The sequence below is a fragment of the Dactylosporangium salmoneum genome (assembly GCF_039532525.1).
Lineage (GTDB): Bacteria > Actinomycetota > Actinomycetes > Mycobacteriales > Micromonosporaceae > Dactylosporangium > Dactylosporangium salmoneum.
The window spans coordinates 51,024-77,086 of the sequence record NZ_BAAARV010000025.1; the positions used below are offsets into that span (position 1 = coordinate 51,024).

Below are 26,063 nucleotides of genomic sequence, written 5' to 3' on the forward strand. Positions count from 1 at the left end.
GGCTCAGGGGGACTTCGTGCCACCGGGTGGATATCCGCCCCCGCCGCCGATGTACGCCGCGACGGCCCCCGTCGCGCCGCCGTTCGCCGACCGGCCGCAGCCGGCCTCGCTCGACGCACGGGCCATCTCGGCCTGGTTCGGCGCGCGCAAGGTGCTCGACCGGGTGTCGCTCACCATGCAGGCCGGCGAGGTCACCGCGCTGATCGGACCGTCGGGCTGCGGCAAGTCGACGTTCCTGCGCATTCTCAACCGGATGCACGAGCTGGTGCCCTCGGCCCAGCTGGCCGGCGAGGTGCTGCTCGACGGCCAGGACATCTACGCCACCGGCCGGCGCATCACCGAGGCCCGCCGGGACATCGGCATGGTGTTCCAGAAGCCCAACCCGTTCCCGACGATGAGCATCTACAACAACGTGATCGCCGGGCTCAAGCTCACCGGCAAGCGGGCCGGCCGGGCCGAGAAGGACTACCTGGTCGAGGAGTGCCTGACCAAGGCCGGCCTGTGGCGGGAGGTGGCGGACCGGCTCAACCAGCCCGGCGGCGCACTCTCCGGCGGCCAGCAGCAGCGGCTGTGCATCGCCCGGTCGCTCGCCGTACGCCCGCGGGTCCTGCTCATGGACGAGCCCTGCTCCGCCCTGGACCCGACCTCGACCCGGGTCATCGAGGAGACGATCTCGGAGCTCGCGGCCGAGGTCACGATCATCATCGTCACGCACAACATGCAGCAGGCCAACCGGGTCTCCGACCAGTGCGCGTTCTTCCTGGCCGAGCAGGGCCAGCCGGGCGTGATCGTCGAGTACGGCCCGACCGACGCGATGTTCGGCGACCCGCAGGACCCGCGCACCGCCGACTACGTCCACGGCCGGTTCGGATGAGCGCCCCGCAGGAGCTCGAGGAGCCCCGGGAGCTGCCCGCCCCGGACGACGCGCCGCGCAAGCTGGTCACCCGGCCGGCGCCGGCCGACCGGGTGTTCCGCGTCGGCAGCACCGGCGTGGGCCTGTTCGTGCTCGTCCTGTTCGGCGCGATCGGCTTCATGCTGGCCCTCTCGGCGTTCCCGACCTTCCGGCGGTACGGCTGGAGCTTCTTCACCGAGCACGACTGGCAGCCGGAGCGGGACCAGGTCGGCCTGTCCGAGGTGCTGCTGGGCACGTTCCTGGTCGCTCTCGTCGCCCTGGCGGTCGCCTTCCCGCTGGCGCTGACCAGCGCGCTCTACATCAGCGAGTACGCGCCGCCGAAGCTGCGCGGCGCGCTGGTGGCGGTGGTCGACCTCATGGCCGCGGTGCCCAGCATCGTCTTCGGGCTGTGGGGCCTGTTCATGCTGGCCCCCTACCTGCAGGACGTCGCGCACTGGATCCACCAGAACCTCGGGTTCATCCCGATCTTCGACGTGGACACCGATCCCGACGCGGCGCTGCTGGAGATGTCGAAGTACACCGGCTCGGTCTTCATCGCCGGCGTCGCGGTGGCCATGATGGCGATCCCGATCGCCTGCTCGGTCATGCGGGAGGTCTTCGCCCAGGCGCCGATCGGCGAGCGGGAGGCGGCGCTGGCCCTCGGCGCCACCCGGTGGGGCATGGTGCGCACGGTCGTGCTGCCCTTCGGCCGCGGCGGCATCATCGGCGGCACCATGCTGGCCCTCGGCCGCGCGCTCGGCGAGACGGTGGCCGTGCTGCTCATCATCCAGCCGATCTTCGACCTGAAGATCAAGATCCTGGAGGGCGGCGGCATCACGGTCTCCTCGCTCATCGCCAACCGCTTCGGCGAGGCCACCTCCATGCAGCTCTCGGCGCTGCTCACCGCGGGCCTGGTGCTGTTCGTCATCACGGTGATCATCAACACGATCGCCTCGGTCATCGTCAGCCGCAGCCGCAGCGGCGCGGCGACCGAGATCTGAGCGGGGAGAGCTCATGACGGATGTCCTGCCGAAGACGGTCTCCTTGCCGAGGACGACGCTGCCGCGGGAGCAGCCGCACGCGGACCCGAAGCCGGCTCCGGTCGCGCCGCCGACCGGCCCGCCGCCCGCGGACAAGCCGCGGGACCTGCACAGCCGCACGATCGACGACCGGGCCAGCGTCATCGGCGCGGCGTGCGGCTCGCTCGGGCTGTCCTGGCTGGTCTACACCCAGGTGCTGCTGCTGTCGGGCTTCACGGGGTTCCTCATCACCTGGTACGTCGTCTTCGTGCTCATCTACGCGGCGGTCACCGCGGTGGGCAACCCGTGGCCGGTGGTGAAGGACCGGATCGCCTCGGCCATGCTGCACGCCGGCGCCGCGCTGGTCGGCCTGTGCCTCGCGCTGACCGTGATCTACACGGCCCTGCGCGGCGCGCCGGCCCTGCCGCACGTGGACTTCTACACGAAGGACATGTCCGGCGTGCCGGGCGACGCCCCGCTGGACCAGGGCGGCATCCTGCACGCGCTCGTCGGCTCGCTCATCGAGGTGGCCATCGCGATCGTGGTCTCGCTGCCGCTGGGCATCGTGACGGCGGTGTACATGACCGAGGTCGGCGGCCGGCTGTCGCGGATCGTGCGCACCATGGTCGAGGCGATGACCGCGGTGCCGGACATCCTGGCCGGCCTGTTCATCTACACGACGCTCATCGTGGCGTTCAACTTCCCCAAGAGCGGCTTCGCGGCGGGCCTGGCGATCTCGGTGACGATGGTGCCGATCATCGCCCGGGCCGCCGACGTCGTGCTGCGGGTCGTGCCCGGCGGCCTGCGGGAGGCCGGGCTCGCGCTCGGCGCCTCGCAGGTGCAGGTGGTGTTCCGGGTCGTGCTGCCGACCGCCCTGCCGGGCCTGGCCACCGCGCTGATCCTGGCCGTCGCCCGGGGCATCGGCGAGACCGCGCCGGTCCTGCTCACCTCCGGCGCGTCCACGTTCCTCAACTGGGACCCGTTCCACTACACGATGAACTCGCTGCCCCTCTACATCTTCACCGCGGTGCGCAGCGGCCAGCCCGACTACATCACCCGCGGCTTCGGCGCCGCGATCGTGCTGCTCGTGCTGGTGCTGGTGCTCTTCGCCGTCACCCGCTGGCTCGCCCGGCCGCGCGTCGGCCGCCGCTAATTCCTGCCCTTGAGTATGCGAGGAAAATTGATATGAAGCGCACGATCCTCCGGCGGGCCGCCGCGTTCGGCGCCGTCGTGGCCCTGCTGCTGGCCGCCACCGCCCGGCCCGCGGCCGCGGCCGCGCACGTGCGCATCGAGGGCACCGGCTCGTCCTGGTCGGCCAACGCGCTGGCCCAGTGGATCGCCGACGTGAAGCCGCAGGGCCTGCAGGTGGTCTTCACCTCGCTGGGCTCCGCGGCCGGGCGCAAGGACTTCGGCTACCAGACCAACGACTTCGCCATCAGCGACATCCCCTTCCAGGGCTCCGACCCGCTGACCGGCGAGGACGACACGCCCCGCGGCCGGCCCTACGCCTACCTGCCGATGGTCGCCGGTGGCACCGCCTTCCCGTACCACATCGAGGTCGGCGGCAAGCTGGTGAAGGACCTGCGGCTGTCCGGCGACACGCTCGCGAAGATCTTCACCAACCAGATCACCAAGTGGGACGACCCGCAGATCACCGCCGACAACAACGGGCGGAAGCTGCCGTCGATCAAGATCGTGCCGGTCCTGCACGCCGAGGGCTCCGGGTCCACGGCGCAGTTCACCCGGTACCTCGTCAACCAGTTCCCGCAGTACTGGCAGGCCTTCGCCGGGCGCAACGTGCCGACCGAGTACTACCCGCGCCAGGGCGGCGCGGTGCCCCAGGCCGGCTCGGACAGCGTCATGAACTTCATCGTGTCGAAGTCCGGCAACGGCTCGATCGGCTACGACGAGTACTCCTTCGCCCTGAACATCGGCTACCCGGTGGCCAAGATCGGCAACAAGGCCGGCTACTTCACCGAGCCGACCGACTACAACGTGGCCGTCTCGCTGACCAAGGCGCAGATCAACAACGACCCGAACTCGAAGGAGTACCTGATCCAGAACCTGGACCAGGTGTACGTCAACCCCGACGCGCGCACCTACCCGCTCTCGTCGTACTCGTACATGGTCCTGCCGACCGGCGCCAAGGACCCCGAGGAGAAGCGGCTCACCACCGCCAAGCGCCAGACGCTGGCCGACTTCGTTGACTACTCGATCTGCGCCGGCCAGCAGAGCATCGGCTCCAAGGGCTACTCGCCGCTGCCGCTCAACCTGGTGCAGGCCGGCTTCGACCAGGTCAAGAAGCTCAAGGCGGCCGACCCGGGGGTGGAGATCAAGGACCAGCCGGCGACCAGCTGCAACAACCCGACGTTCGTGCCGGGCGACCTGACCCGCAACCACCTGGCCGAGATCGCCCCGATGCCCCAGCCCTGCGACAAGATCGGGGCCGGCCCGTGCCCGCCCAAGGGCAGCAGCGGCAGCTCCGGGTCGGGCGGCACCAGCGGCGGCACCACCGGCGGCACCTCCGGCTCCGGCTCCGGCAGCGGCACCGGGGGCACGGCCGCCAATGGCGGCACCACCGGCACCGGCACCGGCACGGGCACCGACGGCCCGCAGATCGACCCGGACACCGGCGAGGTGGTCGGCGGCACCGGCTCCGGCGGCAACTCCACCGACGCCAACGCGGCCGCCGTCCCGACGGACCTCGCCGCCTTCAAGGCCAACCGGTACGCGGCGGTGCTCGGGCCGGTCTCCGTCGGCCTGTTGCTGATCGTGCTGTTCGCGCCGGCGCTGTTCGGGCGCCTGGTGGCCAGGCGCAAGGAGGGGCAGTGAAGGGCATGAACCGTCGCCGCCGGGCCGGCGCGCTCGCGCTGCTGATCCTGGCGATGATGCTGCCGGCGGCCACCTTCGCGCCGCCGCGGGCCTCGGCCGACAGCCCGGAGTCCGTCCAGACCAAGACCCTCGTCCGCGCGCACCTCGGCGAGAACCACGTCGAGACCGAGGCCGACAAGCGCACGGTGACCGTCTCGGTCAACCAGGTCAGCAAGCTCAAGGCCCGGCAGCAGGTCGAGATCTCGTGGACGGGGGCGCACCCGAGCCTCGGCGTGGTCGACGACCAGAACTCCGCCGAGGCGATCTACCAGGAGTACCCCGTCATGATCATGGAGTGCCGGGGTGACGACGCGAGCGGCACGCTGAGCCCGAGCACCTGCTGGACGCAGGGCTTCGACCAGCGCAAGGACACGTTCCTGCCGATCGACACGAGGAACGTCCCGCCGTGGCGGATGGACCGCGACAACACCCCGGCCCAGGCCAAGCAGATCGTCGGCTTCCCCGATCCGCTGCCGACCAAGGACTGCGAGGGGCCGAAGGACGCGGTGGCGCACTACGAGCCGTTCGTCGCCGCGGACGGCAACATCTACCGGCCGCTGACCACCTACGACAAGACCGACGTCTGCGGCAAGGTGCTCGCCCCGGACATGGTCAACGTCGAGGACAAGGCGGCGCCGCCGGGCAACACGACGTTCGCCAGCACCGACAAGAACGGCAACGGCAGCGCCAAGTTCGTGATCTGGACCGGGTTGGAGAACGCGTCGCTGGGCTGCTCGCAGTCCGTGAGCTGCTCCCTGGTGGTGCTGCCGATCATGGGCATCAGCTGCGACGACACCTTCTCCCAGCTGCCCGAGGCGGACCGGCCGGCGCCGGGGCGCTACCGCAACGGCGCCCTGGACGCCTGCCACGCGGCCGGCAAGAACGAGCCCGGCGAGTTCCTGCCCAACCCGGTGCCGCGCTTCCAGGTCGACATGGCGGTGACGGCGGCCGACTGGTGGTCGCCGTCGATCTGGAAGAACCACTTCAGCGTCAAGCTGGGCTTCGGCACCGCGGCCGACGTCTGCGACGCCGGCGACGCCCGCAAGGCGCTGGACATCTTCGGCTCCGAGCTCATGCAGGAGGCCACGCAGCAGTGGGCGCCGGCCTTCTGCGGCGACCCCACGCGGTTCAAGTTCCGGCTGGTGCAGATGGGCGAGCCGCTGGCCAAGAACAACCTCATCGACGGCAAGACCTCGGCCTCGCTGATCAGCCGGCCACCCGACGAAGGGTACGGCGACCTCCCGGTGGTCAACGCGCCCATCGCGGCCACCGGCTTCGCGATCAGCTACGTGGTGGACGACAACACCCACAGCGAGTACTCCGAGCTCAAGCTCAACCCGCGGCTCATCGCCAAGCTGCTCAGCGAGTCCTACCTGGGCCGGCCCGACATCAACCAGCTGCTCGCCAACAAGGAGGGCACGGTACCCAAGGACAGCCCGTACCGCGCGCTGGCGAACAACCCGACGTACCTCGTGGCCGACCCGGAGTTCCTGGCGCTGAACCCCAAGCTCACCGGCTCGATGGCCGAGGCGCTGTCCGGCACCGCGCTCATCGCGCTGTCCGGCAACTCCGACGTGATGTACGCGCTGTCGCAGTACCTCAACGCCGACCCGGACGCCCGCGCGTTCCTCGACGGCGAGCGCGACCCGTGGGGCATGGTGGTCAACCCCGGCTACAAGGGCATCGCGCTGCCCCGGGACTACTGGCCGCTGCTGGACGAGTTCACCGACGTGAGCCTCACCCCGTACAGCACCTGCGGCCTGTCGGAGGAGTTCATCAGGAACTTCCCGGTCCAGCCGTACGGCCCGCTGCTCGCCTCGCCGATGACGACCATGCAGGAGACGGCCGAGCGGCTGCAGTTCGGCCAGTCCAACGCCCACATCCGCTGCAACGTCGTCCTCGACTCCGGCAACAACCCGGTCGGCGCGAACCTCGTGGCCTACGGCCGGCAGCGCCGCGGCGACCGGTTCGTCCTCGGCATCACCTCGCTCGCGCAGGCGCAGTTCTACCAGCTGCACACGGCGGCGCTGCAGACGACGAGCACGGTGGACAAGTCGGCGAAGTTCACCGACACGTCGGGGCGCACGTTCGCCGCGCCGAACGACGACTCGCTCAAGGCGGCGATGAAGCTGGCGAAGGCCGACGCCACGAGCAATGCGTGGGTGATGCCGTACGACACCATGCGCACGGCGGCGGGGGCCACCGCCTACCCGGGCACGCTGCCCGTCTACGCCGCGGTGGCCACCAAGGGCGTGGAGGGCGACGACCCCGCCCGGCTGGCCCAGCTGCTGCGCTTCGCGGTCGGCGACGGCCAGGTCCGCGGCTCCGACAACGGTCAGCTGCCGCTCGGCTACCTGCCCCTCACCGCGGCCAACGGCTTCGGCGGGATGGTCGACTACACGCTGAAGGCGGCCGACGCGGTCGCCGCCCAGCAGGGCACGGTCCCGCCGGTGGTCCCGGTCGCCGGCAACGGCGGCTCGTCGGGCAACACCGGCGGCACCGGCTCCGGCTCGGGCACGGGCGGCTCGACCGGCACCACGACGCCGGACTCGGGCACCCGCCCGTCGGCGGCCCCGAGCGCCTCGGCGAGCGCCCAGCCCCAGGACCTGGCCCAGCCGGCCGGCTACACCGCGCTGCTGTCGTCGGTCCTGGCCAGCTGGGGACTCCCGCTGGTGCTGCTGGTCGGGTTGTGCGCGGGCTGCGCCGGCTCGATCATGCGCATGATCACCGGCTTCAACGACTGGCGACGGAGTCTGTGATGAAGGTGCTCTCGCGAGGGCTGCTGACCCTGGCCGTGCTGTGCGGCTGGCTCATGGCGTACCTCTTCGGCGCGAGCGCGCTGCGCCAGGAGCACGACCAGCGCGACCTCTACAACCAGCTGCGCGAGCAGATGGCCACCGCCGAGGTCAAGATCGGCGGCCCGGACGTCGACCCGGGCACGCCGATCGCGCTGATCGTGTGCCCGGAGATCGACCTGCGGCAGGTGGTGGTCGAGGGCACCGACGGCGACGTGCTGCGCGCGGCCCCGGGTCACCGCCGGGACACACCGCTGCCGGGCCAGCCCGGCACGAGCGTGATCTACGGCCACGCGCTCACCTACGGGGCGCCCTTCGGCGACCTCACCGCGCTCGCCCCCGGCGACCACATCACGGTCACCACCGGCCAGGGCGAGTTCGACTACGAGGTGCAGCGGGTCCGGCACGCCAACGATCCGACGCCGTCGCCGCTGCAGAAGGGCGGCAGCCGGATGATCCTCGCCACCGCCGAGGGTCAGGGCTGGCGCACCGGCTGGGCGGCCGACCAGGTGGTCTACGTGGACACGATCCTCAAGGGCGACCCGAAGCTGGGCCCGCCCGGCCGCCCGACGATGATCGACGTGCGGGAGAGGGCCATGCAGGCCAACCCGGACGCCCTCATCCCGCTGGTGCTGTGGCTGCAGCTGCTGGCGGTGACCGCGTTCGGCGGCACCTGGGCGGCCCGGCGGTGGGGCCGCTGGCAGACCTGGATCGTGGCCGTGCCGGCCATCCTGGCCACGGTCTGGGGGATCACCGACTCGATCGGGCAGCTGTTGCCGAACCTGATCTGACGGCGAGCACGGCGAGCCAGAGCCAGCCGACCGTGATGAGCAGGCGCTGGAACAGGCCCATGTGGGCGGCACTGGCATTGGTGACGAAGAAGAGCGTGATGAAGGCGGCGGCGCTCAGGCCCGAGAAGAGCGGCCGCCGCCGGACATCCACGATCATGACCGCGGCCAGGGCCGCGAAGCCCGGCAGCGAGAAGGCCAGGTCATGCAGCTGGCCGTGCCAGGTGGGCGGGTCGCCGACCCGGTCGGTCACGAAGACCCCGGCGCCGAGCAGTCCGATGCCCCAGATGGCGATCAGCACGCGGCGCGCGCCGCGAAGGCCGGCCGCGAAGACGAGCATGAGCACCCCGGCGACGAGGAAGTTGACCACCTGGACCCAGCCGCCGGGCCCGAGCGCGAGCTCGCTGACGGTCTGGCGGACCGGGTGATATCCGGTCCGGAACGCGCCTTCGAGCAGATATACGACGGTGAACAGCGGGCCGGCGACGAGCCCGGCGAGCAGGAGACGGTTCGGGCGTTCGGGGGGACGCGCCGCGGGCGCGGCCCCGACGAGGGTCTGCGTCGTCATGCTGTCAACCGTAGTTGACAGGCCGGGGGTCGTCAACCTTGGTTGACGGCGCTCAGATATGCGAGCACGGCGCGCACGCGCCGGTGGGCGTCGTCGGACGGGGCCAGGGCCAGCTTGGCGAAGATGTTCGTGATGTGCTTCTCCACCGAGACCGGCGCCAGCACCAGCGCGGCGCAGATGGCCGAGTTCGACAGTCCCTGCGCCATGAGCCCGAGCACCTCCCGCTCCCGCGGGGTCAGGGCGCTCACGCCGGCATTGCGGTCGTTGCGGGTGAACAGCTGCCGGATAACCTCCGGGTCCATCGCGGTGCCGCCCGCGGCCACCCGCTCGATCGCGTCCAGGAAGTCGTCGAGCGCCGTGACCCGGTCCTTGAGCAGGTAGCCGACCCCGCCTCGGCCGTCGGCCAGGAGGTCGGTGGCGTAGGCGCGCTCGACGTACTGCGACAGGATCAGCACCCGGGCGCCCGGGTCGGCCGCGCGGATCTCCAGCGCCGCCCGCAGCCCCTCGTCCCGGAAGCCCGGCGGCAGCCGGACGTCCACGATGGACAGGTCCGGGCGCTCGGCGGCGACCGCGGCCAGCAGCTCGGGGGCCGAGCCGACCGCCGCCGCCACGGTGTGCCCGGTGTCGGTGAGCAGCCGGACGAGGCCGTCGCGCAGGAGGAGCAGGTCCTCGGCGATCACGATGCGCATGGGAACTCCGCTCGTAGCCGGGTCGGACCGCCCGGCGGGCTGTCCACGGTCAGGGTGCCGTCCAGCGCCTCCACCCGCCGGCGCAGGCCCTCCAGGCCCGATCCGGCCGGGTCGGCGCCGCCGCGGCCGTCGTCCTCCACGGCGATGGACACCGCCGCAGGTGTACGGCACAGCTCGATCGCGCCCGCGCCGGCCCCCGAGTGCTTCGCGGCGTTGGCGAGCCCCTCGGCGGCGACGAAGTACGCGGCCGACTCCACCGCGGCCGGGAACCGCAGGTCCGGGTCGCCGCGGATGACCACGGGCATGGGGCTGTCGGCGGCCAGCGCGGCGAGCGCGGCGTGCAGCCCCCGGTCGGTGAGGATCGGCGGGTGGATGCCCCGCACCAGTCGCCGCAGCTCGGCGAGGGCCTCGTCGAGCTGCCGCCGGGCGGTGTCCACGTCGGGCGCCGCCGGGCTCTCGGCCCCGCGCAGCTTCCGTGCCGCCAGGGCGAGGGTCATGCCGGCCGCCACGATCCGGGCCTGGGCGCCGTCGTGCAGGTCGCGCTCGATGCGCCGCAGCTCGGCCGCCTGGGCGTCGACCACCCGGGCCCGGGTGCGGGCCAGCCGCTCGGCCTCCTCGACCAGCCGCCGGTGCTCGCCCGGGGCCAGCAGCGCCCGGGCCGCCGTGACCTCCAGCCGGGCCATGAGCCGGATCAGCCAGGCGGCCAGGGGCACCAGCACGAGCCCGAGCAGGACCAGCGAGAACCGGCCGCCGGTGGTGGTCATGAGCGGCTTCACCGGGAACGGCGCCCGCGGGTTCGGCACCGCCCAGGCCCACAGCGGCGCGGTGAGCATGCCGATTGAGACCGCGCTCGCCACGACGGCCGCGATGCCGAGCCCGAGCCCGAGCGGGAAGAGCAGCACCAGCCAGGCCAGGTCGCGCCAGGTGGCCGGCTGGGTCCCGGCCGCGGTCACCCGGCGCCGCAGCGTGTCGCCGCGCAGGCCGACGTACGGCGGCTCGATCGCCTTCCCGAGCACCCAACCGGCGCGGCGCCGCTCGAGCCCGGCCAGGCGGCGGGTCACCCAGGCCGCGCCGAGAAACGCCGGCCCGCCGAGCTGCGTGATCGCGAGCACCGCGACGCCGAGCACGGCGGCGACGCTCCAGAGCAGCCCGACCGGGCCGGCGACGATGCCGCCGGCCAGGTACGCGAGCGCCACGACGCTTCTTCTGATCATGCTGTCCACAGTATGGAGCCGCGCCGGACCAGCAGCCGGGCCGGTACCGCCCCGGCCAGCAGCCCCAGCAGCGCGGTCGCGCCGAGCAGCCCGGCGTAGGTCGCCGGGTCGACGAACACCCGCAACGTCCCGTCCTGGGCGACGCTGAACGCCCCGACCACGACCGCGGTGACCGCCGCCCCGAGCACCGCGCCGACCGCGACCGCGATCCCCGCCTCGGCGGTGAGCAGCCGCCGCACCTGCGCCCCGGTCGCCCCGGCCAGCCACAGGTCGGCGCACTCCTTGCGGCGGGCCGCGGTGGCGATGGCGAACGTGTTGACCACGGCGATCGCGGTGAACCCGAGCGTCACGGCGACCATGAGCTCCCACGCCCCTTGCTGCGGGCTGTTCTGCGCCGGGCCGTGTGCCGATGCGCCGCTCGCCGGCTCGGCCGTGCGCATCGTCAGGCTCGTCACCAGCCCCACCGGGTCGTGCGCGGCGACCAGCGCGGCCGGCAGCACCAGGTCGCCGAAGCCGTGCGAGCGCGCGTAGATCGCGGTGAGCGGCAGCTCGGTGCGCGCCCCGTCGGCCAGCCACACCGGCACCCGGTCGCCCACCCGCAGTCCCTCCTGCCGGGCCAGGTACGCGCTCATCGCCAGCCCGTCCGGCGTCAGCGCGCCCGCCGTCACGCCGAGGTCGAGCGCGGGGGAGGAGCCGGTGACGAGCAGCCCCTGCGCCGCGTAGTCCTCGGGCTTGCCCCCGCTGACCAGGATCGCCCGGGTCGGGATGGTCGCCGCGGCGCCGCCGACCCCCGGCCCGGCCGCGAGCTGCTCGGCCTCGTCCAGCGGCATACCGCCGCCCAGCCGGACGTTCGCCGGCGCCGTCCGCGCGGCCTGCTCCTTCGCCCCCAGGTCGTTCAGCAGGGCCGCGTTGAGCAGCATGGTCGCGTTGATGGCGAACATCAGCACGAGCGGGACGGCGACGGCGGCGACGCGGCGGTACTCCGCCCGCGCGATCAGCCCCGCCAGCCGCCCGGTCGCCGCGGGCGCGAGCCGCCCGACGACCGCGGTGAGCCCGCGCACCAGCACCGGCCCGGCCGCCGCCACCGCGCACAGCAGCAGCGCGGTCGACACGAAGCTCATGCCCATGCCGAGCGGCCCGTCCAGCGGCACGACCGCGAGCACGGTGACCGCCCCCGCGGCGGGAACGACGGCCAGGACCGCACGCAGCACCCCGCCCCCCTTCGGCGCGGCCGCGGTCTCGACGAGGGCCTGCGTCGGCGCGATCCGCACCGCGCGGCGGGCGGCGATGCGCGCGGACAGCACGGTGAGCAGCACCCCGGCCGCCGCCGCGGCGACCACGACCCCGGCGTTGACCCGCACCTCGAACAGCGAGGGCACCACCCCCAGCGCCCGGAACCGGGCCGCGACCAGCCGGGCGATCAGCACCCCGAGCGGCGCCGCCGGCAGGGCGGCCGCCGCGGCCAGGGTGGCCGCCTCGAACCCGAGCAGCCGGCGCAGCGCCCGCGGCGTCGCCCCGATCGTGCGCAGCAGCGCCAGCTCCCGCAGCCGCTGCCGCACGCTCAGCGCGACGGTCCCGACCAGCACGAACCCGGCCGCGAAGGCGGTTATCCCGAGCAGGAACCCGAAGATCGAGATCGGCGCGATGTAGTCCGGCAGCGCCCCGGGCAGGTCGGCCCGCACCCGGTCGTCCCCGGTGTACACGGGCGCGTCGGTGAGCGCCTCCGCCGCCTTCGCGAACCCGGCCGGATCGCCGGTGCGCACCGCGATCGCGGTCGGCCCGTTCAGCCCCGACAGCGCCGCGACCTCCCCGTCGTTGACGAACAGCGCGCCCTGCGCGGGCAGCGCGTCGCGGCCCGGGGGAGCGGCGACGCCGGAGACCCGCAGCACGCGGGTGCCGGTGCGGCTGGTGACCCGGATGCTCGCCCCCGGCGCGAGGCCGGCCCGGGCCGCGATGTCCGCGTCGACCACCGCCTCGCCGGCCGCCGGCGCCTCGCCGGACCGCAGCGCGAACGGCGTGAGCGCCGCCGAGCCCCAGCCGTGCCCGATCACGGTCCGGTCGTTCAGCTGCACCGGGAACGCGGCGTCGGCCACCACCGAGGTGACGCCGGGCACCTTGGCGAGCTTGCCGGCCAGGTCGGCCGGCAGCGTGCCGGCCCCGGTGAGCCGCTCGCTCTTCACCTTGGTCTTGGTCTTGTCCCGCTTCTTGTGGGTCACGGTCGTGGCGGTCACCTCGCGCGCCCCGGAGACCACCGCGTCGGCCGCGGCGAACCGGTCGGCCGGCGGCTTCGCGGTGAGCACCGAGAACAGCAGCAGCCCGCCCGCCGCGAGCAGGGCGATCGCGAGTAGCGCGGCCAGGAGCGTGCCGGCGTACGCCCCGCGGTGCCGGCGCAGTGTGCCCAGTGCGAGCCGCATCATCGCGCGCTCACCGCCGTCATGCGCCCGGCCACGGCCTCGGCCGTCGGTGCCGCCAGCTCGCCCACGACCCGGCCGTCGGCCAGGAACACGACCCGGTCGGCCCAGGCCGCCGCGGCCGGATCGTGCGTCACCATGACCACCGCCGTCCCGGTCCGCTCGACCGCCTCCCGCAGCAGCCCGAGCACCTCGCGCCCGCTGGCCAGGTCCAGCGCCCCGGTCGGCTCGTCCGCGAAGATGATCTCGGGCCGCCCGGCCAGCGCCCGGGCCAGCGCGACCCGCTGCCGCTGCCCGCCGGACAGCCGGCTCGGGCGCTCGCGCTCGAACCCGGCGAGCCCGACCCGGCGCAGCACCTCCTCGGCCCACCCGCGATCGGCCCGCACCCCGGCCAGCCGCTGCGGCAGCAGCACGTTGTGCCACACGGACAGCGAGTCGAGCAGGTTGTACGCCTGAAAGACGAACCCCACGCGCCGCCGCCGCGCCTCGGTGAGCCGCGGCTCCCGCAGCCGCGAGAGCTCCTCCCCGGCGATCCGCACGACCCCGGAGTCGGCCCGGTCGAGCCCGGCCGCACAGTGCAGCAGCGTCGACTTTCCCGACCCGGACGGCCCCATGACCGCCGTGAACGATCCGCGCCCAAACGCCACGCTGACCCCGTCCAACGCCCGCACCGAGGCCCCGGGGTACCTCTTGACCAGGTCGTGCACCTCGACGACCGCCGTGTTCTCCATGCCGTACAGCCTCGAAAATTCCAGCCCCGTTCAACACATGGCGCCCTTGGATCTTCGAGGTATGGCCAGCCCTACCATCCCCGAGCAGGCGGTCAGATCCTGGGCGTGGCCGACTTCAGATGTCGTTCGACGAGCGGGCGCGTAGTCCGTACCTCGCGGCCACCGGATTCCAGGTCTCCAGGAACACGCCTTTGGCGTCCGCGGTGTTCCTCGACTGTTGTTGCGCAGAGTCGTAGTAGGCCTGCGAGTGCGGACCGGTGCCGCAGCCCGAGTCCCGGACTTCCTGGGCCCACGAGGTGAAATCCCGATCGGCCGCCAGCGAAAGGCTCAACGCCGCCCTCAGCGTGCCTCACTGCGCCAGGCGACGCCGACGATCCCCTTTCCGGGGCGCCAGTCGGACCGGACGAGACTCGGCTCGGTGCTCATCCTGACGCCGGCCACCTTGACCAACCGGAGCAGCCCGAACCGGCGCCGCGCCAGGAACACGTGCACCCCGACCTTGTCCCACGAGAGCGCGAAGCGCTCCCCGGTCACCTTGATGCCCGCATGCAGGGCGGCGAGCAGGTTGTTGTCGTACTGCCGCGCCGCCTCGGCCCGCAGCCCGCTCCCCAGGAAAATGGCGATCTCCTGCAGTGCCAGCAGCCCGATGCAGGGGTAGAGCAGGTGCGAATGCGACGAGTTGTTCTCCCAGAACTCCCGGCTTGGCAGGTTCACCTGCGCGAGGAGCACCGCCGCACCGGCCGCGGCGGCCACGGTTGCACGCAGCGCGGGCCACATATCGACAATTTTCGTGGGTGGTCCCGCTCGGGGCATCGACCGTGGGGTCGACCCGTATCACCGATCGTCGCCGGCCGCTGACCAGAACGTGGTCGCATACCGGCAACGAAGCGCCGCCGCGCTCGCGTAGGGCGGGCGCGGCGGCGCTGGATGGATCGGGCGTTGCGGTTTGTCAGGTGCGGCCGATGGCCGGGCCGGCCTCGGTCGGCGGGGGCAGGTTCGGGGTGTCGATGACGGTCGGGTTGGGGCGTTCGACCGCCCACAGCTCGTCCTCGCCCGGCACCACGTCCGCGTCGTAGTCGCCGCGGTAGTCCCGGTCGCGGCCGGGCTGGGGCTGGCGTGCGTTGGGGCCGAAGGGCGGCTCGCCGGCGCCGGCGCGGCCGCGCAGGGTCGGGGAGTGGCCCGCGTCCTCGGGGGTCAGGGGGCCGGCCGGACGGCGAAGGCCGCCGCGGCCCTCCAGGGCCGGGCGGGCCTGGGCCTGGCGGTTGAACGCCTCCTGCTCCTCCAGCGGCAGGCCGGGGCCGCGGCGGCCGGAGAGCCGCTCGGCTCCGCCGCCCGGGCGGCCGCCGCCGGGGGGCATGCCGCGCCCGCCCATGCGCTCGTTCTCCGGGCCCATGTGGCCGGCCGGGCCGGTGCCGCCGCGGCGGCCGCCCAGGCGGGGCGGGACCGGGCCGCGGGGCGTGCGGGGCATCTCCTCGCTGAGGTCGGGGCCGCCGATGGACGCGCGGCCCTTGGAGCCGCGCAGGTTGGGGTTGCCCTGGCCGGGCACCTGCGGGCGCTGGCCGGGCGGCATGCCACGGCCGGGCGGCGGGCGCAGGCCCGAGAGGTTGGGGCGGCCGGGCAGCTGCGGGCGCATGCCGCCGGGGCCCTCACCGAGGCGCGCGGCGGCGTCCGCCGGGTTGAGGCCGGCCGTCGGGCCGCCCTGGCCGAGGCGGGCGAAGCCGGGCGTCCCCGGAAGGTTGGGCATCCCGGGGAGGTTCGGCACCTGCTGCGGCCCGATCGGGCCGTTCGTCACCGTCGGGAACTCCGGCAGCGGGGGCAGCACGGCCTGGCCGGCCAGGGTCAGGGCGTGGTCGCCGGGCAGCGAGCCCAGCTGCGAGAGCTGGTTCTGCAGCTGCGAGGTGTCCGGCGGGTTCACCTTCGGGAAGTTCGGCGGGGGCAGGATCGGCGGGGGCGGGAGGCTGCCGCCCGGGCCGCCAGGGTGGATCGTCGGGGGCTGCGCCATCGCGGCGTTGGTCGGGCCCTTGTAGCGCGTGCCCCAGGTCAGGTAGTTGAAGTACACCATCAGGTACGTGTCGGCGAGGTCCTTCACGTAGGGCTTGATGTCCTCGGTGTACTTCTTGATGAGCCGCGCCTTGCGGTCGTCCTCTTTCTCCGTCGTGCTGACGCGGCCCGACGCCGTCACCTTCGCCGCGCTGCCGGGGACGCTGCCCGGGTGCGAGATGGCCGAGCAGTACTCGTTCCAGATCCGCAGGGCGTTCTTCTGGTCCCACGCGATGGTGCTGGCCAGGACGTCGAGGCCGGTGGCGTTGGTGCTCGCCACCTCCTTCCACTCGTCCAGGGAGGACAGGGCGGCGCCGATCTCGCGCAGGAAGACCTTGGAGGCGTCGGAGTTCCAGTGCTCGGCCAGCGCGTCGGTGTACCGGCGCAGGTTGCGGCTGGTGTTGTCCAGCAGGGTGTGCACCCGCCGCCACATGTCGGCCAGGGCCGTGGCCCGGGCGTCCGAGTCGATCTGGATCCACGGCCACATCATCTCGATGGTGGTCGACTCCGCGTTCCAGTCCGTCGGCTGGTAGTCGACGACCCCCATCGACGCCGTGTAGTCGTCGTACTGCGCGACGCTCGGGGGCAGCTGGTACGGCGTGTAGCCGTAGTACTCGTCACTCATCGGGCCGCTCTCAGTCCTTCGGCTTCAGCGGGTCTTCGGGGGCGCCCATCATGTCCGACTGGTTGTCCGACACCTGGTACGTGGCGCCGCCGTCGCCGACGGAGAAGCCCTTGTCCCACTGGTTGAAGTAGCTCGACGTGGAGTCGTCGCTGCCGGCCGGCGGCACGACGGGCGCGGGGTCGTTCGTGCCGTCGCCGCCGTTCTGGCCCTGGGGCTGCTGCTTGTTGACCTCGTCCTGCAGGGTGGGGCGGCCGTCGGAGGGCCAGAACACGTCGTACACGTCGTCGACGCCGGCCTTGCTCAGGTCGTCGCCGCCCATGTACTCGAAGTAGATCCCCATCGACGCCTGCAGGACCGCGTTGAGGCTCATGCCCACGTCCTTGAGCAGGTCGCCGACCGCGGTGACGGCCTTGGCGTGCGTGCCGCGGTACAGCTTGCCCTCACCGAACCCGGCGAACGTCGACTGCACCTTGGTCATCGGCAGCACGCCGCTCTTCATGTTCTCGGTGAAGTCGCTGAGCTCGTCCTTGACGTACTTGGCGTAGTTCTGCAGCGAGTCGACGTTGACCTGGATCTTCGAGTGGTCGACCGGCGTCCACGTATCGTGCCCAGGACTGTTGTCCGGGTAGTAGTCGTCGCGCATCCGCCCTCCCCGCCGAGCCGAAGTACCGTCCCAAGGTACTCAATACTATCGAAGTCATGCCAACCGAGGACGCTGCTCAGCTCGGTGGCGGCCGCCAGGCGAGCTGCACCAGCCGGCCGCCCTCCTTGCGCGTCACGTAGAAACCGCGGCCGGGCGGCTGGTGCGCGGAGCGCACGTTGCCCAGCAGCGCGCCCTCGTCGCGCTCGCCGGACAGCAGCACGCCGGGCGAGCCCAGCTCGCGCAGGCGCATGAGGACCGGCTCGTAGAGAGCCCGGCTGGCCCCGCCCGTGCGCCGGGTCAGGATCAGGTGCAGGCCGACGTCGCGGGCCTGGCTCAGGAAGTCCAGCAGCGGCGTGATCGGGTTGGTGCTGCCGCCGGCCACCAGGTCGTAGTCGTCGACCAGGACGTACAGCTCCGGGCCCTTCCACCAGCTGCGGTTGCGCAGCTGCTCGATCGTCACGTCGGGGCCGGGCAGCCGCGCCTTGAGCACCCCGACGACCTCGTCCATGATCGTCTTGGCGGTCTCCGCCGAGGTGCCGGTGCCGATCAGGTGCGGGCTGTCGAAGGCGCCGAGCAGGCTGCGCCGGTAGTCCACCACGATCATCCGGGCCTCGACCAGCTCGTACCGGTCGATGATGGCCTGGCCGAAGGCCCGCAGGAACGCGCTCTTGCCCGACGCGGAGTCGCCGAAGAGCAGGAAGTGCGGGTCGGTGGCGAGGTCGACCCAGACCGGGCGCAGGTCCGACTCGGCGATGCCGATCGGGACGCCGGGGCGCTCACGGTCGGTGACCGGGAGGCTCTCGTACGGCAGCGTCGCCGGCAGCAGCCGCACCGGCGGGGCGCCGGCCGCCGGCCAGCCCTGCCGGATCTCGGCGACCAGCTTCTCCACCCCGTCAGCCAGGTCCTCGACCACCGCCTGCCCGTCGATGCGGGGGAGGGCGCCGAGGAACTGCAGGCCGCCGGGGACGATGCCGCGGCCCGGCGTACGGTCCGGCACGTTCATCGCCGCCCGCCGGTCGATCTGCGAGTCGCTCGGGTCGCCCAGCTTCAGCTCCAGCCGGCTGCCGAAGAGGTCCCGGATCGCGGGCCGGACGTCGTTCCAGCGGGTCGCGGAGGCGACGACGTGGACGCCGTACGTCAGGCCGCGGTTGGTCAGGTCGTTGATCGACCCCTCGAGGTCCTCGAAGTCGGAGCGGATCGTCGACCAGCCGTCGATGACCAGGAACACGTCGCCGAACGGGTCGTCGGCGTGCTGCCCGGCCCGGCGCAGCCGCCGGTAGGTGGCCATCGAGTCCACCGCGGCCGCCGCGAAGCGCCGCTCCCGCTCGGCCAGCAGCACCTGCAGCTCGGCCACGGTCCGCCGCACGGCGCCGGGGTCCAGGCGGGTGGCCACGCCGCCGACGTGCGGCACCTCGCGCAGCGAGCCGAGCGCGCCGCCGCCGAAGTCCAGGCAGTAGAACTGGGCCTCGCGCGGCGTGTGCGACAGCGCCAGGCTGAGGACCAGGCTGCGCAGCAGGGTGCTCTTGCCGCTGCCCGGGCCGCCGACGACGACCGCGTGCCCGGCCGAGCCGGCCAGCTCCCACCAGACCGGGTCGCGGCGCTGGTCCAGCGGCCGGTCCACGATGCCGACCACGGCGTGCAGGCTGCCCTGCAGCTCGGCGACCTGCACGGTCAGGCCGCGCTCGGGATCGGCGACGCGCGAGGGCAGCAGCGCGTCGAGGGTCGGCGGGTCGGACAGCGGCGGCAGCCACACCTGGTGGGCCGGCACGCCCTTGCCCCGCATCCGGTCGACGAGCAGGTCGAGCATGCTCTCCCCGACCGCGCTCTCCTCCTGCTGCTCGACCACCGGCTCCTCGGTCACCGGGGGCGCCACGTAGCCGCTGACGTAGTCGCGCACGACCGGCCCGCCCGAGGCGGCCAGGGCGACGGCGGTGTCGCGGCGGTACACCCCGGACACGTATGCGGCCCGGAAGCGCTTCAGCGGCTCGGTGCCGAAGCGCAGGTAGCCGTGGCCGGGGGAGCGCGGCAGCTCGAAGGCGGCCACGTCGCCGAGCACGATCCGGCTCTCCACCGCCGAAAAGGTCCGCAGGCCGACGCGGTAGGACAGGTGCGTGTCCAGGCCGCGCAGCCGGCCCTCCTCGAGCCGCTGAGACGCCAGCAGCAGGTGTACGCCGAGGGAGCGCCCGACCCGCCCGATCTGCACGAACATGTCGATGAAGTCGGGCTTGGCGGTCAGCAGCTCGCTGAACTCGTCGCAGATGATGAGCAGGCTGGGCAGCGGCGCCAGCGGCGCGCCGGCCGTGCGGGCCTTCTCGTAGTCGCGCTGGCTGGCGTACATGCCGGCCTTGCGCAGCAGCTCCTGCCGGCGCAGCAGCTCGCCGTTGATGGCGTCGGTCATGCGGTCGACCAGCGGCAGCTCGTCCTCGAGGTTGGTGATCACCGCGCTGGTGTGCGGCAGCACGTCGAGCTTGGTGAAGGTGGCGCCGCCCTTGAAGTCGATGAGCACGAAGTTGAGCAGCTCGGAGCTGTGCGTGACGGCCAGCGCCAGCACGAGCGTGCGCAGCAGCTCCGACTTGCCGGAGCCGGTGGCCCCGATGAGCAGGCCGTGCGGGCCCATGCCGTCCTGGGCCGACTCCTTGAGGTCCAGCTCCACCATCGTGCCGTCGGGCGACCAGCCGATCGGCACCCGCAGCCGGTCGCGCTGCGGCCGGGGGACCCAGTGTCGCTGCGGGTCGTAGTCCTCCGGCGAGCCGATCTCCAGCAGGTCGGTGAGGTCGATCGTGCCGGTCGCGCGCTGCTCGGTGCGCGAGGCGGCGGACAGGCGCAGCGGCGAGAGCTGCAGCGCCAGGCCCTCCATCTCGGTCTGGCTGAGCCGGTCGGCCTTGCCGACCTCGGCCCGGCCCTCGAAGGTGCTGCTGGACAGCGTGCCATCCTCGGCGATGGTCAGGACCAGGGAGGACTGGTCGAGCAGGCGCGGCGGCGGGGTGGACAGGTCCAGGACGGTGACCCCCTCGACCCCGCCCTCCGTCATGAGATGGTCGGAGCCGAGCACGTCGCCGCCGTCGAGGACGACGATGAGGTGCGGCCCACCGACCCGCTCGCCGCCGCTGACCGGGTTGAACCGCGGCCGGTTGCCGAGCACGTCGTCGAGCATCGCCTCCAGGCCGGGCACGTTGGGCGAGACCAGGCGCAGCTGGCCGAGCGCGTCGGTCCTGCTCGGGTGCAGCCCGTGCGGCAGCCACTTGGCCCACTCCCACAGCGGCGCCGCGCCCGGCCCGGCGCACACGGCGACGAGCAGGTCGTCGGGGGCGTGGAAGGCGGCCGCCTGGGCGGCGATCGCGCGGGCCAGGGCCCGGGCCTGCTCCGGGTCGCCCTGCACGTAGACCCTCGCGAAGCCGTCCAGCGCCATCACGATGGGCAGGTCGTCGACGGTCGCATACGTCGTCATGAACCGGCGCAGCGCGACCGCGCACATCGGGTCGAGGTCCTCCAGCGGCTTGCTCTGCGGCGGGACCAGCGGGGTGGCCAGGTCCTGCGGGCCGAGCGCGATGCGCACCATGCCGAAGTCGGCGTCCCCGGGCCGGCGCTCCCACAGCCGCTGGCTCGCCGGGATGGACCACAGCGAATCGGGGTCGGGGTAGCGGTACAGCTGCGTCGCCCTCTGCTTCTGACCGGCCCGGCGGACCTGCCGGCGGCGCTGGGCGAGATGGCGCATGTAGTTGCGCCGGGCGAGCAGCATCTCCTGCCGCCCGGGCCCGCTGTGCTGGCCGAGCTGGGAGGCGAGCATGCCGATGGCGGACAGGCCGAACATGGCGCCCGTCATATATGCCAACGGGCCGCCGCGCTGCCCGGCGAACATCAGGGCCATCGACCCCGAGCCGGCCAGCATCGGGATCATCATGAGCATCTGCGCCCAGCCGCGGCCCGTCGGCGCCGGAACTTCCGGCGGCGCGTCGAGCAGCACCTCGCCCGTCGGGTACTCGGGCTCGGCCCGCCGCGACGGCCTGCGGCGCACGACTGTGCTCACTCGAGCTCATCCTCCCCGTAGACCTCGTTCGATGTCGGCCCGACACCAGCACACATGCTAACCACGGGGCTGCTAGGTTGGGCACTCTCGATGGGCGCTGGTGACTTTGCGCTCGCGGCGGGTGCTCCAGGCGGGTGCTCTCCGTGAACGCTGCTGGTCGGGCGCCCTCGGCGGGGCGTGCTTGGTGAGGCGCCCTCGGCGGGGCGCGCTTGGTGAGGCGCCCGTGGTTGGGCGCGCGACTTCTGCAGGGGGCACGGCGATGGCCGAGAACGTTGGTGCCGGGCTGGCCCGGGTGGTGCTCGCCGCACCCAAGCGGCGGCTCGACCTGGCGCTGCCGGAGCAGATCCCGCTGGCGATGCTGCTGCCCGGCGTGCTCCCGCGGGCCGGCGAGGCCCTGGCCGACGACGGCCTCGACCACGGCGGCTGGGTGCTGCGCCGCACCGACGGCAGCGCGCTGGACATGAGCCGCACGCTGGCCGCCCAGGACGTGCACGACGGCGACATCCTGCACCTCGCGCCCCGCTACGCGGAGTGGCCGGAGCTCGAGTACGACGACGTGGTCGACGCCATCGCGGCCGGCGCCCGCCGCTACGGCGCCGCCTGGAGCCCGGCCGCGACCCGGGTCACCGGCCTGGCCATCGGCCTGAGCCTGCTGCTGGGCACCCTGGTCCTGCTGCTCTTCGCCGGCCCGTCCTGGACCGTCCCCGCCATCGCCGCGCTGGTCATCGGGGCCGGCCTGCTCACCGGTGGCTTCGTGCTGTCCCGGGCGATGTCCGACGCGACCGCCGGCACCACGCTCGGCGCCGGCAGCCTGGTCTACGCCTTCTTCGGCGGCCTGCTCGTGCTCGGCCGCGACGAGCCCCTGTTCCGCCTCGGCGCCCCGCACCTGCTCAGCGGGGCCGGCGCCCTGCTGGTCTTCGCCGTCATCGGCTACCTCGCCGTCGGCGCCCACGTGCGGCTCTTCGTGGCCGGCATCGTCGCCGGCGCCCTGGGCGTGCTCGCCGGCCTGCTCGGCCTGACCTCCCTCGGCGCACCCGAGTGCGCCGCGGCCCTCGTCGGCCTGCTGGTCCTGCTGGCGCCGGCCCTGCCGCTCATCTCGGTGCGGCTGGGCAAGGTCCCGGTGCCGCAGCTGCCGCGCACGACCGACGACCTGCTCCAGCAGGATCCGGTACCGCCCGCCGCCGCCACCTACGCCACGGTGGCCCGGGCCGACGAGATCTTCACCGGCCTCCTCCTCGCCTTCGCGGTCCTCAACGTCGTCTCCTGCTGGCTCATCAACCGCGAGCCGGGCATCGTCACCGGCGTCCTGGTGGGCGTGGTCGCGGCGGCCAACGCGCTGCGGGCGCGGCTCTTCGCCACCGTGCGCCACCGACTCCCGCTGCTGCTCACCGGCCTGGCCGGGCTGGCCCTGCTGATGTCCCGGCTGACCGGCGCCGACCTGCCGGTGCAGGCGGGCGTGGGCGTGGGGCTGCTGCTGGTGGCGGTGCTGGCGGTGACGGCGGGGATGCGGTACAGCGTGCGCCCGCCCTCGGTCTACCTTGGCCGGCTCGCCGACATCTTCGACGTGCTGCTGGTCCTGGCCACCATCCCGATCGTCTGCCAGGTGCTCGGCGTCTACTCCTGGGTCCGCGGCCTGGCGGGGTAGCCCCCGCGCCGACCGGGCGGGCCGCTGTTCAGCCGATGACCTCGCCCTGGTCGTCGACCTCGGCGAAGGCCTCGCCGCGCACCAGCCGGGTGACCGCCTCGTCCGGCGAGCCGCCGACCAGGAACTGCCCGGCCTCGTGCAGCAGGAACACCCGCCCGTCGGCGGCCACCACGATGTCGCTGGGGCCGTCCTCGTACCAGGCCAGCGGGAACACCGGCATGCCCAGATCGGCCCCGAACTCGGCGAACAGGTCGGCCAGCACCCGGCCCTGCGTCGGCCAGAACTGCACGTCGAACCCGCCGGTGGCCACCCCGGGCTGCTTGAGCTGCCGGAAGGACAGGCCGCCGAACTCCTCCAGCATCCGCCGGGCGACGGGGAAGACGGGCAGGCGCCGCTCGAGCTCCGGTTCGGCGGCGTAGAGGCCCTCGAGCCAGGCCGAGACCCGGGCGGCGACGTTGCGGTCGGAGCGCCAGCCGGCCTTGGCCAGCACCTGCCGTACCTCCTCCGGAAAACGCCGGCGGGCGGCCATCTCGCGCTCGTAGAGCTCCGCGACCCCCTGCGGCGACAGGGAAGGCCACGTCGACAGCTCGCCGGTCTCCTTGTCCACCACGGCCAGCGGGGCACCGATGACCTCCGGGGGCCGGTCCGGATCGGACGGCGGCACCTTCGCCCAAGCTACGTAGCCGAGCTCGAACTCGTAGAGGCCGACCTCACCCCCGCTGACCGGGAGGCTCGCCAGGGCCCAGGGCCGGGCGATCTGCGTGGCTTCATCAGGCGTCACCAATGCCGCACCTCCGTGGTCGCTGGCCTATCGTATGCAGCCGAGCGTCTCGCGAGTTGCGTGGCCCACGGGGGAGGGGATCAAGGCAGATGCCGTCGCGGCGGGAACAGATCCAGTCCTATCAGTACCTCGTGCAGCGCGTGGTCAATGCGTTCGTCTCCGGCGACGCCGACCCGGCGATGTCACCGACCCGCCGGCTGGCCGGTGCCGGCTACGCGAGCGTGATGGTGGCGGTGCTGGCCGTGGCCGTCTTCGGCATCATCGGGATGGTCAAGCACGGCGGCAACACCAGCTGGAAGGACAACAACGCGGTCGTCATCGAGAAGGAGACCGGCACACGGTACGTCTACCGCGACGGCGTGCTGTACCCGGTGGCCAACTACTCCTCGGCGATCCTCGTCGTCGGCCAGCAGGCGACCACGGTCACCGTCTCCCGCGAGTCGCTGGTCGGGGCGACCCGCGGCCCGCTCATCGGCATCGCCGGCGCGCCCGACGCGCTGCCGCCGGCCAACCGGCTGCTGCGCGACGACTGGTCGGTGTGCGCGGTGGCCGGCAAGGACACCAGCGGCGGCGCCACGGTGATCAGCCAGGTGATGGTCGGGCAGGCCCCGCGCGGCGGCACCGACCTGGGCGACGCCGCGTTCCTGGTGCGGGAGTCCGGCAGCGCCACGAAGGTGCACCTCATCTGGCACGGGCACCGCTACGCCGTGACCAACAAGGTGGCGCTCGGCGCGATGGGCATCGACCAGCGGGCCCGGCTGACCGTCGACGACGCCTGGCTCAACACCGTGCCAGTCGGGCTGCAGGTCACCGCGCCGACCGTCGAGGGCCGCGGCAAGGCCTCGACCGCGCTGAAGAACTTCCTGGTCGGGGAGGTCCTCTCCGTCCAGAGCGGCGGCAGCACCACCTACTACCTGGTCCGACAGGCCGACATACTGCAGCTCACGGCGGTCGAGCAGGCGATCGTGGTGGCCGACCCGGCGACCGCGGCGGCGTACCCGAACGCGACGCCGGCCGCCAAACCGGTCGAGGCGGCCGAGGTCGCCACCGTCGCCAAGGGCAGCCGGCCGCCGGCCTCCGACCTGGACCCGCCGGCCCAGGTGCCGTCGATGACCGACATCGACGCGGACAAGACGGTGTGCACCACGTTCGCCGACGGGCAGGCCGCCCCGAAGTTCCGCATCAACGCCGACCCGCCCGCCGCGAACGCCGGCATCGCGACCAACGGCAGCAGCTCGGACGTCGTGGCCGACCGGGTGGTGGTCCCGCCGGGCAGCGGCGCGCTCGTGAAGGCCGCGCAGTCGGCCGACAGCGACTCGGGCACGGTGTTCTTCGTTACCGACCAGGGACGACGCTACGCGCTGCAGAGCGGGGCGCAGCCGGCCTGGTTCGGCTACGGTGCCATCAAACCGATCGAGCTGCCGTCGTACGTCATCGCCCGGATCCCCAACGGGCCGGGCCTCGATCCGCGGGTCGCGAAGCGTCCGCTGACGGGCTGACGCCGGCTTCCCGCAGGTCCCCCCTGCAGGAAGTGGGCGGACTTCGATACGGTGATAAGGCGAAACGCCGTGCGGGACATCCGGCACGGTTGGGTAGCCGCCCTACGGGGAGGCGCGGGCAGACCGAATGGAGGTGGGTCTGACGATGGCTGGCAAGGGCGTAACCACCGATGCCGCGGTCATGGCGAAGACCGCTTCAGAGATCGACGGGGCCGCTGACCGGCTCACCGGCATGTTCAACAAGCTGATGAACGAACTCACCCCGCTGCAGTCGTCCTGGGTGGGCGCCGGTGGCTCCTCGTTCCAGCAGATTCGCGACCGGTTCGACGGTGACGTCGCCAACCTCAACGTCGCGCTGCGCAGCATCGCTCAGGCCGTTTCCAGCGCCGGTCGGGACTACATCGTGAGCGACGACGAGATGCGCCAGGAGATGCAGCAGGCCGGGGCGAGCGCCGGCGAGATCACGCGCGCCCTGATGATCAACTAAGCGGAAACGGGGAGGAACACCATGGCCGGTGACGAAATCGTCGTCGAGTTCGCGGCCCTGAACCAGGCCGCGGCGGACATCAGCAGCGCGCTGGCGTCGATGCAGTCGGAGCTGGACACCGTCAACTCGACGGTCCAGCCGTTGGTCGCGACCTGGCAGAGCGACGCGCAGGAGGCCTTCCAGCAGCGCAAGGCCGAATGGACCAACGCCGCCAACGACCTGCACCAGCTGCTCAACGGCATCAAGAGCGCGGTGACCAAGTCCGCGGAGATCATGCAGGCCCGCGAGAAGGCGAACGTCGCCAAGTTCGCGCGCTGAGCTGCTCTCGCTGACAGGCA

The 26,063-nt window shown here is 72.9% G+C and carries 21 protein-coding genes; 10 read left to right on the forward strand and 11 right to left on the reverse strand.

Going from position 1 to position 26,063, the window contains the following annotated elements; translation table 11 throughout:
- Window positions 1-49: 49 nt before the first annotated feature.
- The 6 genes from ABD352_RS15900 to ABD352_RS15925 are packed head-to-tail and all read left to right on the forward strand — an operon-like array spanning window position 50 to window position 8,368.
- A complete protein-coding gene (locus ABD352_RS15900) occupies window positions 50-874 on the forward strand; it encodes a phosphate ABC transporter ATP-binding protein (RefSeq protein WP_344613549.1) in 825 nt (274 codons plus the stop codon).
- Window positions 871-1,893 (forward strand): phosphate ABC transporter permease subunit PstC, encoded by a 1,023-nt coding sequence (gene pstC, locus ABD352_RS15905; RefSeq protein ID WP_344613133.1) that lies wholly within the window; start codon window positions 871-873, stop codon window positions 1,891-1,893. Before ABD352_RS15900 ends, pstC begins: the two co-directional genes overlap by 4 nt.
- Window positions 1,894-1,906: 13 nt before the next feature.
- Window positions 1,907-3,064 (forward strand): phosphate ABC transporter permease PstA, encoded by a 1,158-nt coding sequence (pstA, locus tag ABD352_RS15910; protein ID WP_344613134.1) that lies wholly within the window; start codon window positions 1,907-1,909, stop codon window positions 3,062-3,064.
- Between the two features lie 32 nt (window positions 3,065-3,096).
- Window positions 3,097-4,743, forward strand: a complete 1,647-nt coding sequence (locus ABD352_RS15915; RefSeq protein WP_344613135.1) for a substrate-binding domain-containing protein — start codon at window positions 3,097-3,099, stop codon at window positions 4,741-4,743.
- The gene (locus ABD352_RS15920) at window positions 4,740-7,541 is read left to right on the forward strand and encodes a hypothetical protein (RefSeq protein WP_344613136.1); all 2,802 of its coding nucleotides are present in this window, start codon (window positions 4,740-4,742) and stop codon (window positions 7,539-7,541) included. The genes ABD352_RS15915 and ABD352_RS15920 overlap by 4 nt, the downstream gene beginning before the upstream one ends.
- Window positions 7,541-8,368, forward strand: coding sequence for a sortase (locus tag ABD352_RS15925; RefSeq protein WP_344613137.1), 828 nt, complete (start codon window positions 7,541-7,543; stop codon window positions 8,366-8,368). The genes ABD352_RS15920 and ABD352_RS15925 overlap by 1 nt, the downstream gene beginning before the upstream one ends.
- Here ABD352_RS15925 and ABD352_RS15930 read toward each other — a convergent pair.
- The 10 genes from ABD352_RS15930 to eccCa all read right to left on the reverse strand — a co-directional run bounded on the left by ABD352_RS15930 (window position 8,328) and on the right by eccCa (window position 21,313).
- Window positions 8,328-8,933 (reverse strand): DUF998 domain-containing protein, encoded by a 606-nt coding sequence (locus ABD352_RS15930; protein ID WP_344613138.1) that lies wholly within the window; start codon window positions 8,931-8,933, stop codon window positions 8,328-8,330. The two genes, ABD352_RS15925 and ABD352_RS15930, sit on opposite strands and share 41 nt — an antisense overlap.
- A 32-nt stretch (window positions 8,934-8,965) precedes the next feature.
- Window positions 8,966-9,622, reverse strand: a complete 657-nt coding sequence (locus ABD352_RS15935) for a response regulator transcription factor (protein WP_344613139.1) — start codon at window positions 9,620-9,622, stop codon at window positions 8,966-8,968.
- Window positions 9,610-10,836 (reverse strand): sensor histidine kinase, encoded by a 1,227-nt coding sequence (locus ABD352_RS15940; protein ID WP_344613140.1) that lies wholly within the window; start codon window positions 10,834-10,836, stop codon window positions 9,610-9,612. Before ABD352_RS15940 ends, ABD352_RS15935 begins: the two co-directional genes overlap by 13 nt.
- Window positions 10,833-13,253 carry an FtsX-like permease family protein gene (locus tag ABD352_RS15945; RefSeq protein WP_344613141.1) on the reverse strand — a complete coding sequence of 807 codons (2,421 nt, stop codon included), beginning with the start codon at window positions 13,251-13,253 and terminating at the stop codon, window positions 10,833-10,835. Before ABD352_RS15945 ends, ABD352_RS15940 begins: the two co-directional genes overlap by 4 nt.
- Window positions 13,250-13,978, reverse strand: a complete 729-nt coding sequence (locus tag ABD352_RS15950; RefSeq protein WP_344613142.1) for an ABC transporter ATP-binding protein — start codon at window positions 13,976-13,978, stop codon at window positions 13,250-13,252. The genes ABD352_RS15945 and ABD352_RS15950 overlap by 4 nt, the downstream gene beginning before the upstream one ends.
- Window positions 13,979-14,093: 115 nt before the next feature.
- Entirely contained in the window at window positions 14,094-14,309 is a 216-nt protein-coding gene (locus ABD352_RS15955; protein WP_344613143.1) for a hypothetical protein, read from the reverse strand.
- Window positions 14,310-14,317: 8 nt separating this feature from the next.
- Window positions 14,318-14,755, reverse strand: a complete 438-nt coding sequence (locus ABD352_RS15960) for a hypothetical protein (RefSeq protein WP_344613144.1) — start codon at window positions 14,753-14,755, stop codon at window positions 14,318-14,320.
- Between the two features lie 172 nt (window positions 14,756-14,927).
- A complete protein-coding gene (locus ABD352_RS15965; RefSeq protein ID WP_344613145.1) occupies window positions 14,928-16,643 on the reverse strand; it encodes a hypothetical protein in 1,716 nt (571 codons plus the stop codon).
- Between the two features lie 10 nt (window positions 16,644-16,653).
- Window positions 16,654-17,286, reverse strand: coding sequence for a hypothetical protein (locus ABD352_RS15970; RefSeq protein ID WP_344613146.1), 633 nt, complete (start codon window positions 17,284-17,286; stop codon window positions 16,654-16,656).
- 76 nt (window positions 17,287-17,362) lie between these two features.
- Window positions 17,363-21,313 carry a type VII secretion protein EccCa gene (gene eccCa, locus ABD352_RS15975; RefSeq protein WP_344613147.1) on the reverse strand — a complete coding sequence of 1,317 codons (3,951 nt, stop codon included), beginning with the start codon at window positions 21,311-21,313 and terminating at the stop codon, window positions 17,363-17,365.
- A 259-nt stretch (window positions 21,314-21,572) separates the two neighbouring features.
- Between eccCa and eccD the strand changes: the two genes are divergently transcribed.
- Window positions 21,573-22,958: a type VII secretion integral membrane protein EccD gene (eccD, locus tag ABD352_RS15980; RefSeq protein ID WP_344613148.1), complete on the forward strand. Its 1,386-nt coding sequence runs from the start codon at window positions 21,573-21,575 to the stop codon at window positions 22,956-22,958.
- A 28-nt stretch (window positions 22,959-22,986) separates the two neighbouring features.
- On the opposite strand, the gene ABD352_RS15985 is transcribed toward eccD, so the two are convergent.
- On the reverse strand, window positions 22,987-23,739 hold the full coding sequence (locus ABD352_RS15985; RefSeq protein ID WP_344613149.1) for an SUKH-3 domain-containing protein: 753 nt from the start codon (window positions 23,737-23,739) through the stop codon (window positions 22,987-22,989).
- An 89-nt stretch (window positions 23,740-23,828) separates the two neighbouring features.
- On the opposite strand from ABD352_RS15985, the gene eccB reads away from it, so the two are divergent.
- The 3 genes from eccB (at window position 23,829) to ABD352_RS16000 (ending at window position 26,043) form a co-directional block, all read left to right on the forward strand.
- Window positions 23,829-25,238, forward strand: coding sequence for a type VII secretion protein EccB (eccB, locus tag ABD352_RS15990; RefSeq protein WP_344613150.1), 1,410 nt, complete (start codon window positions 23,829-23,831; stop codon window positions 25,236-25,238).
- A 127-nt stretch (window positions 25,239-25,365) separates the two neighbouring features.
- Window positions 25,366-25,725 (forward strand): WXG100 family type VII secretion target, encoded by a 360-nt coding sequence (locus tag ABD352_RS15995; RefSeq protein ID WP_344613151.1) that lies wholly within the window; start codon window positions 25,366-25,368, stop codon window positions 25,723-25,725.
- 21 nt (window positions 25,726-25,746) lie between these two features.
- The gene (locus ABD352_RS16000; protein ID WP_344613152.1) at window positions 25,747-26,043 is read left to right on the forward strand and encodes a WXG100 family type VII secretion target; all 297 of its coding nucleotides are present in this window, start codon (window positions 25,747-25,749) and stop codon (window positions 26,041-26,043) included.
- Window positions 26,044-26,063 lie beyond the last annotated feature (20 nt).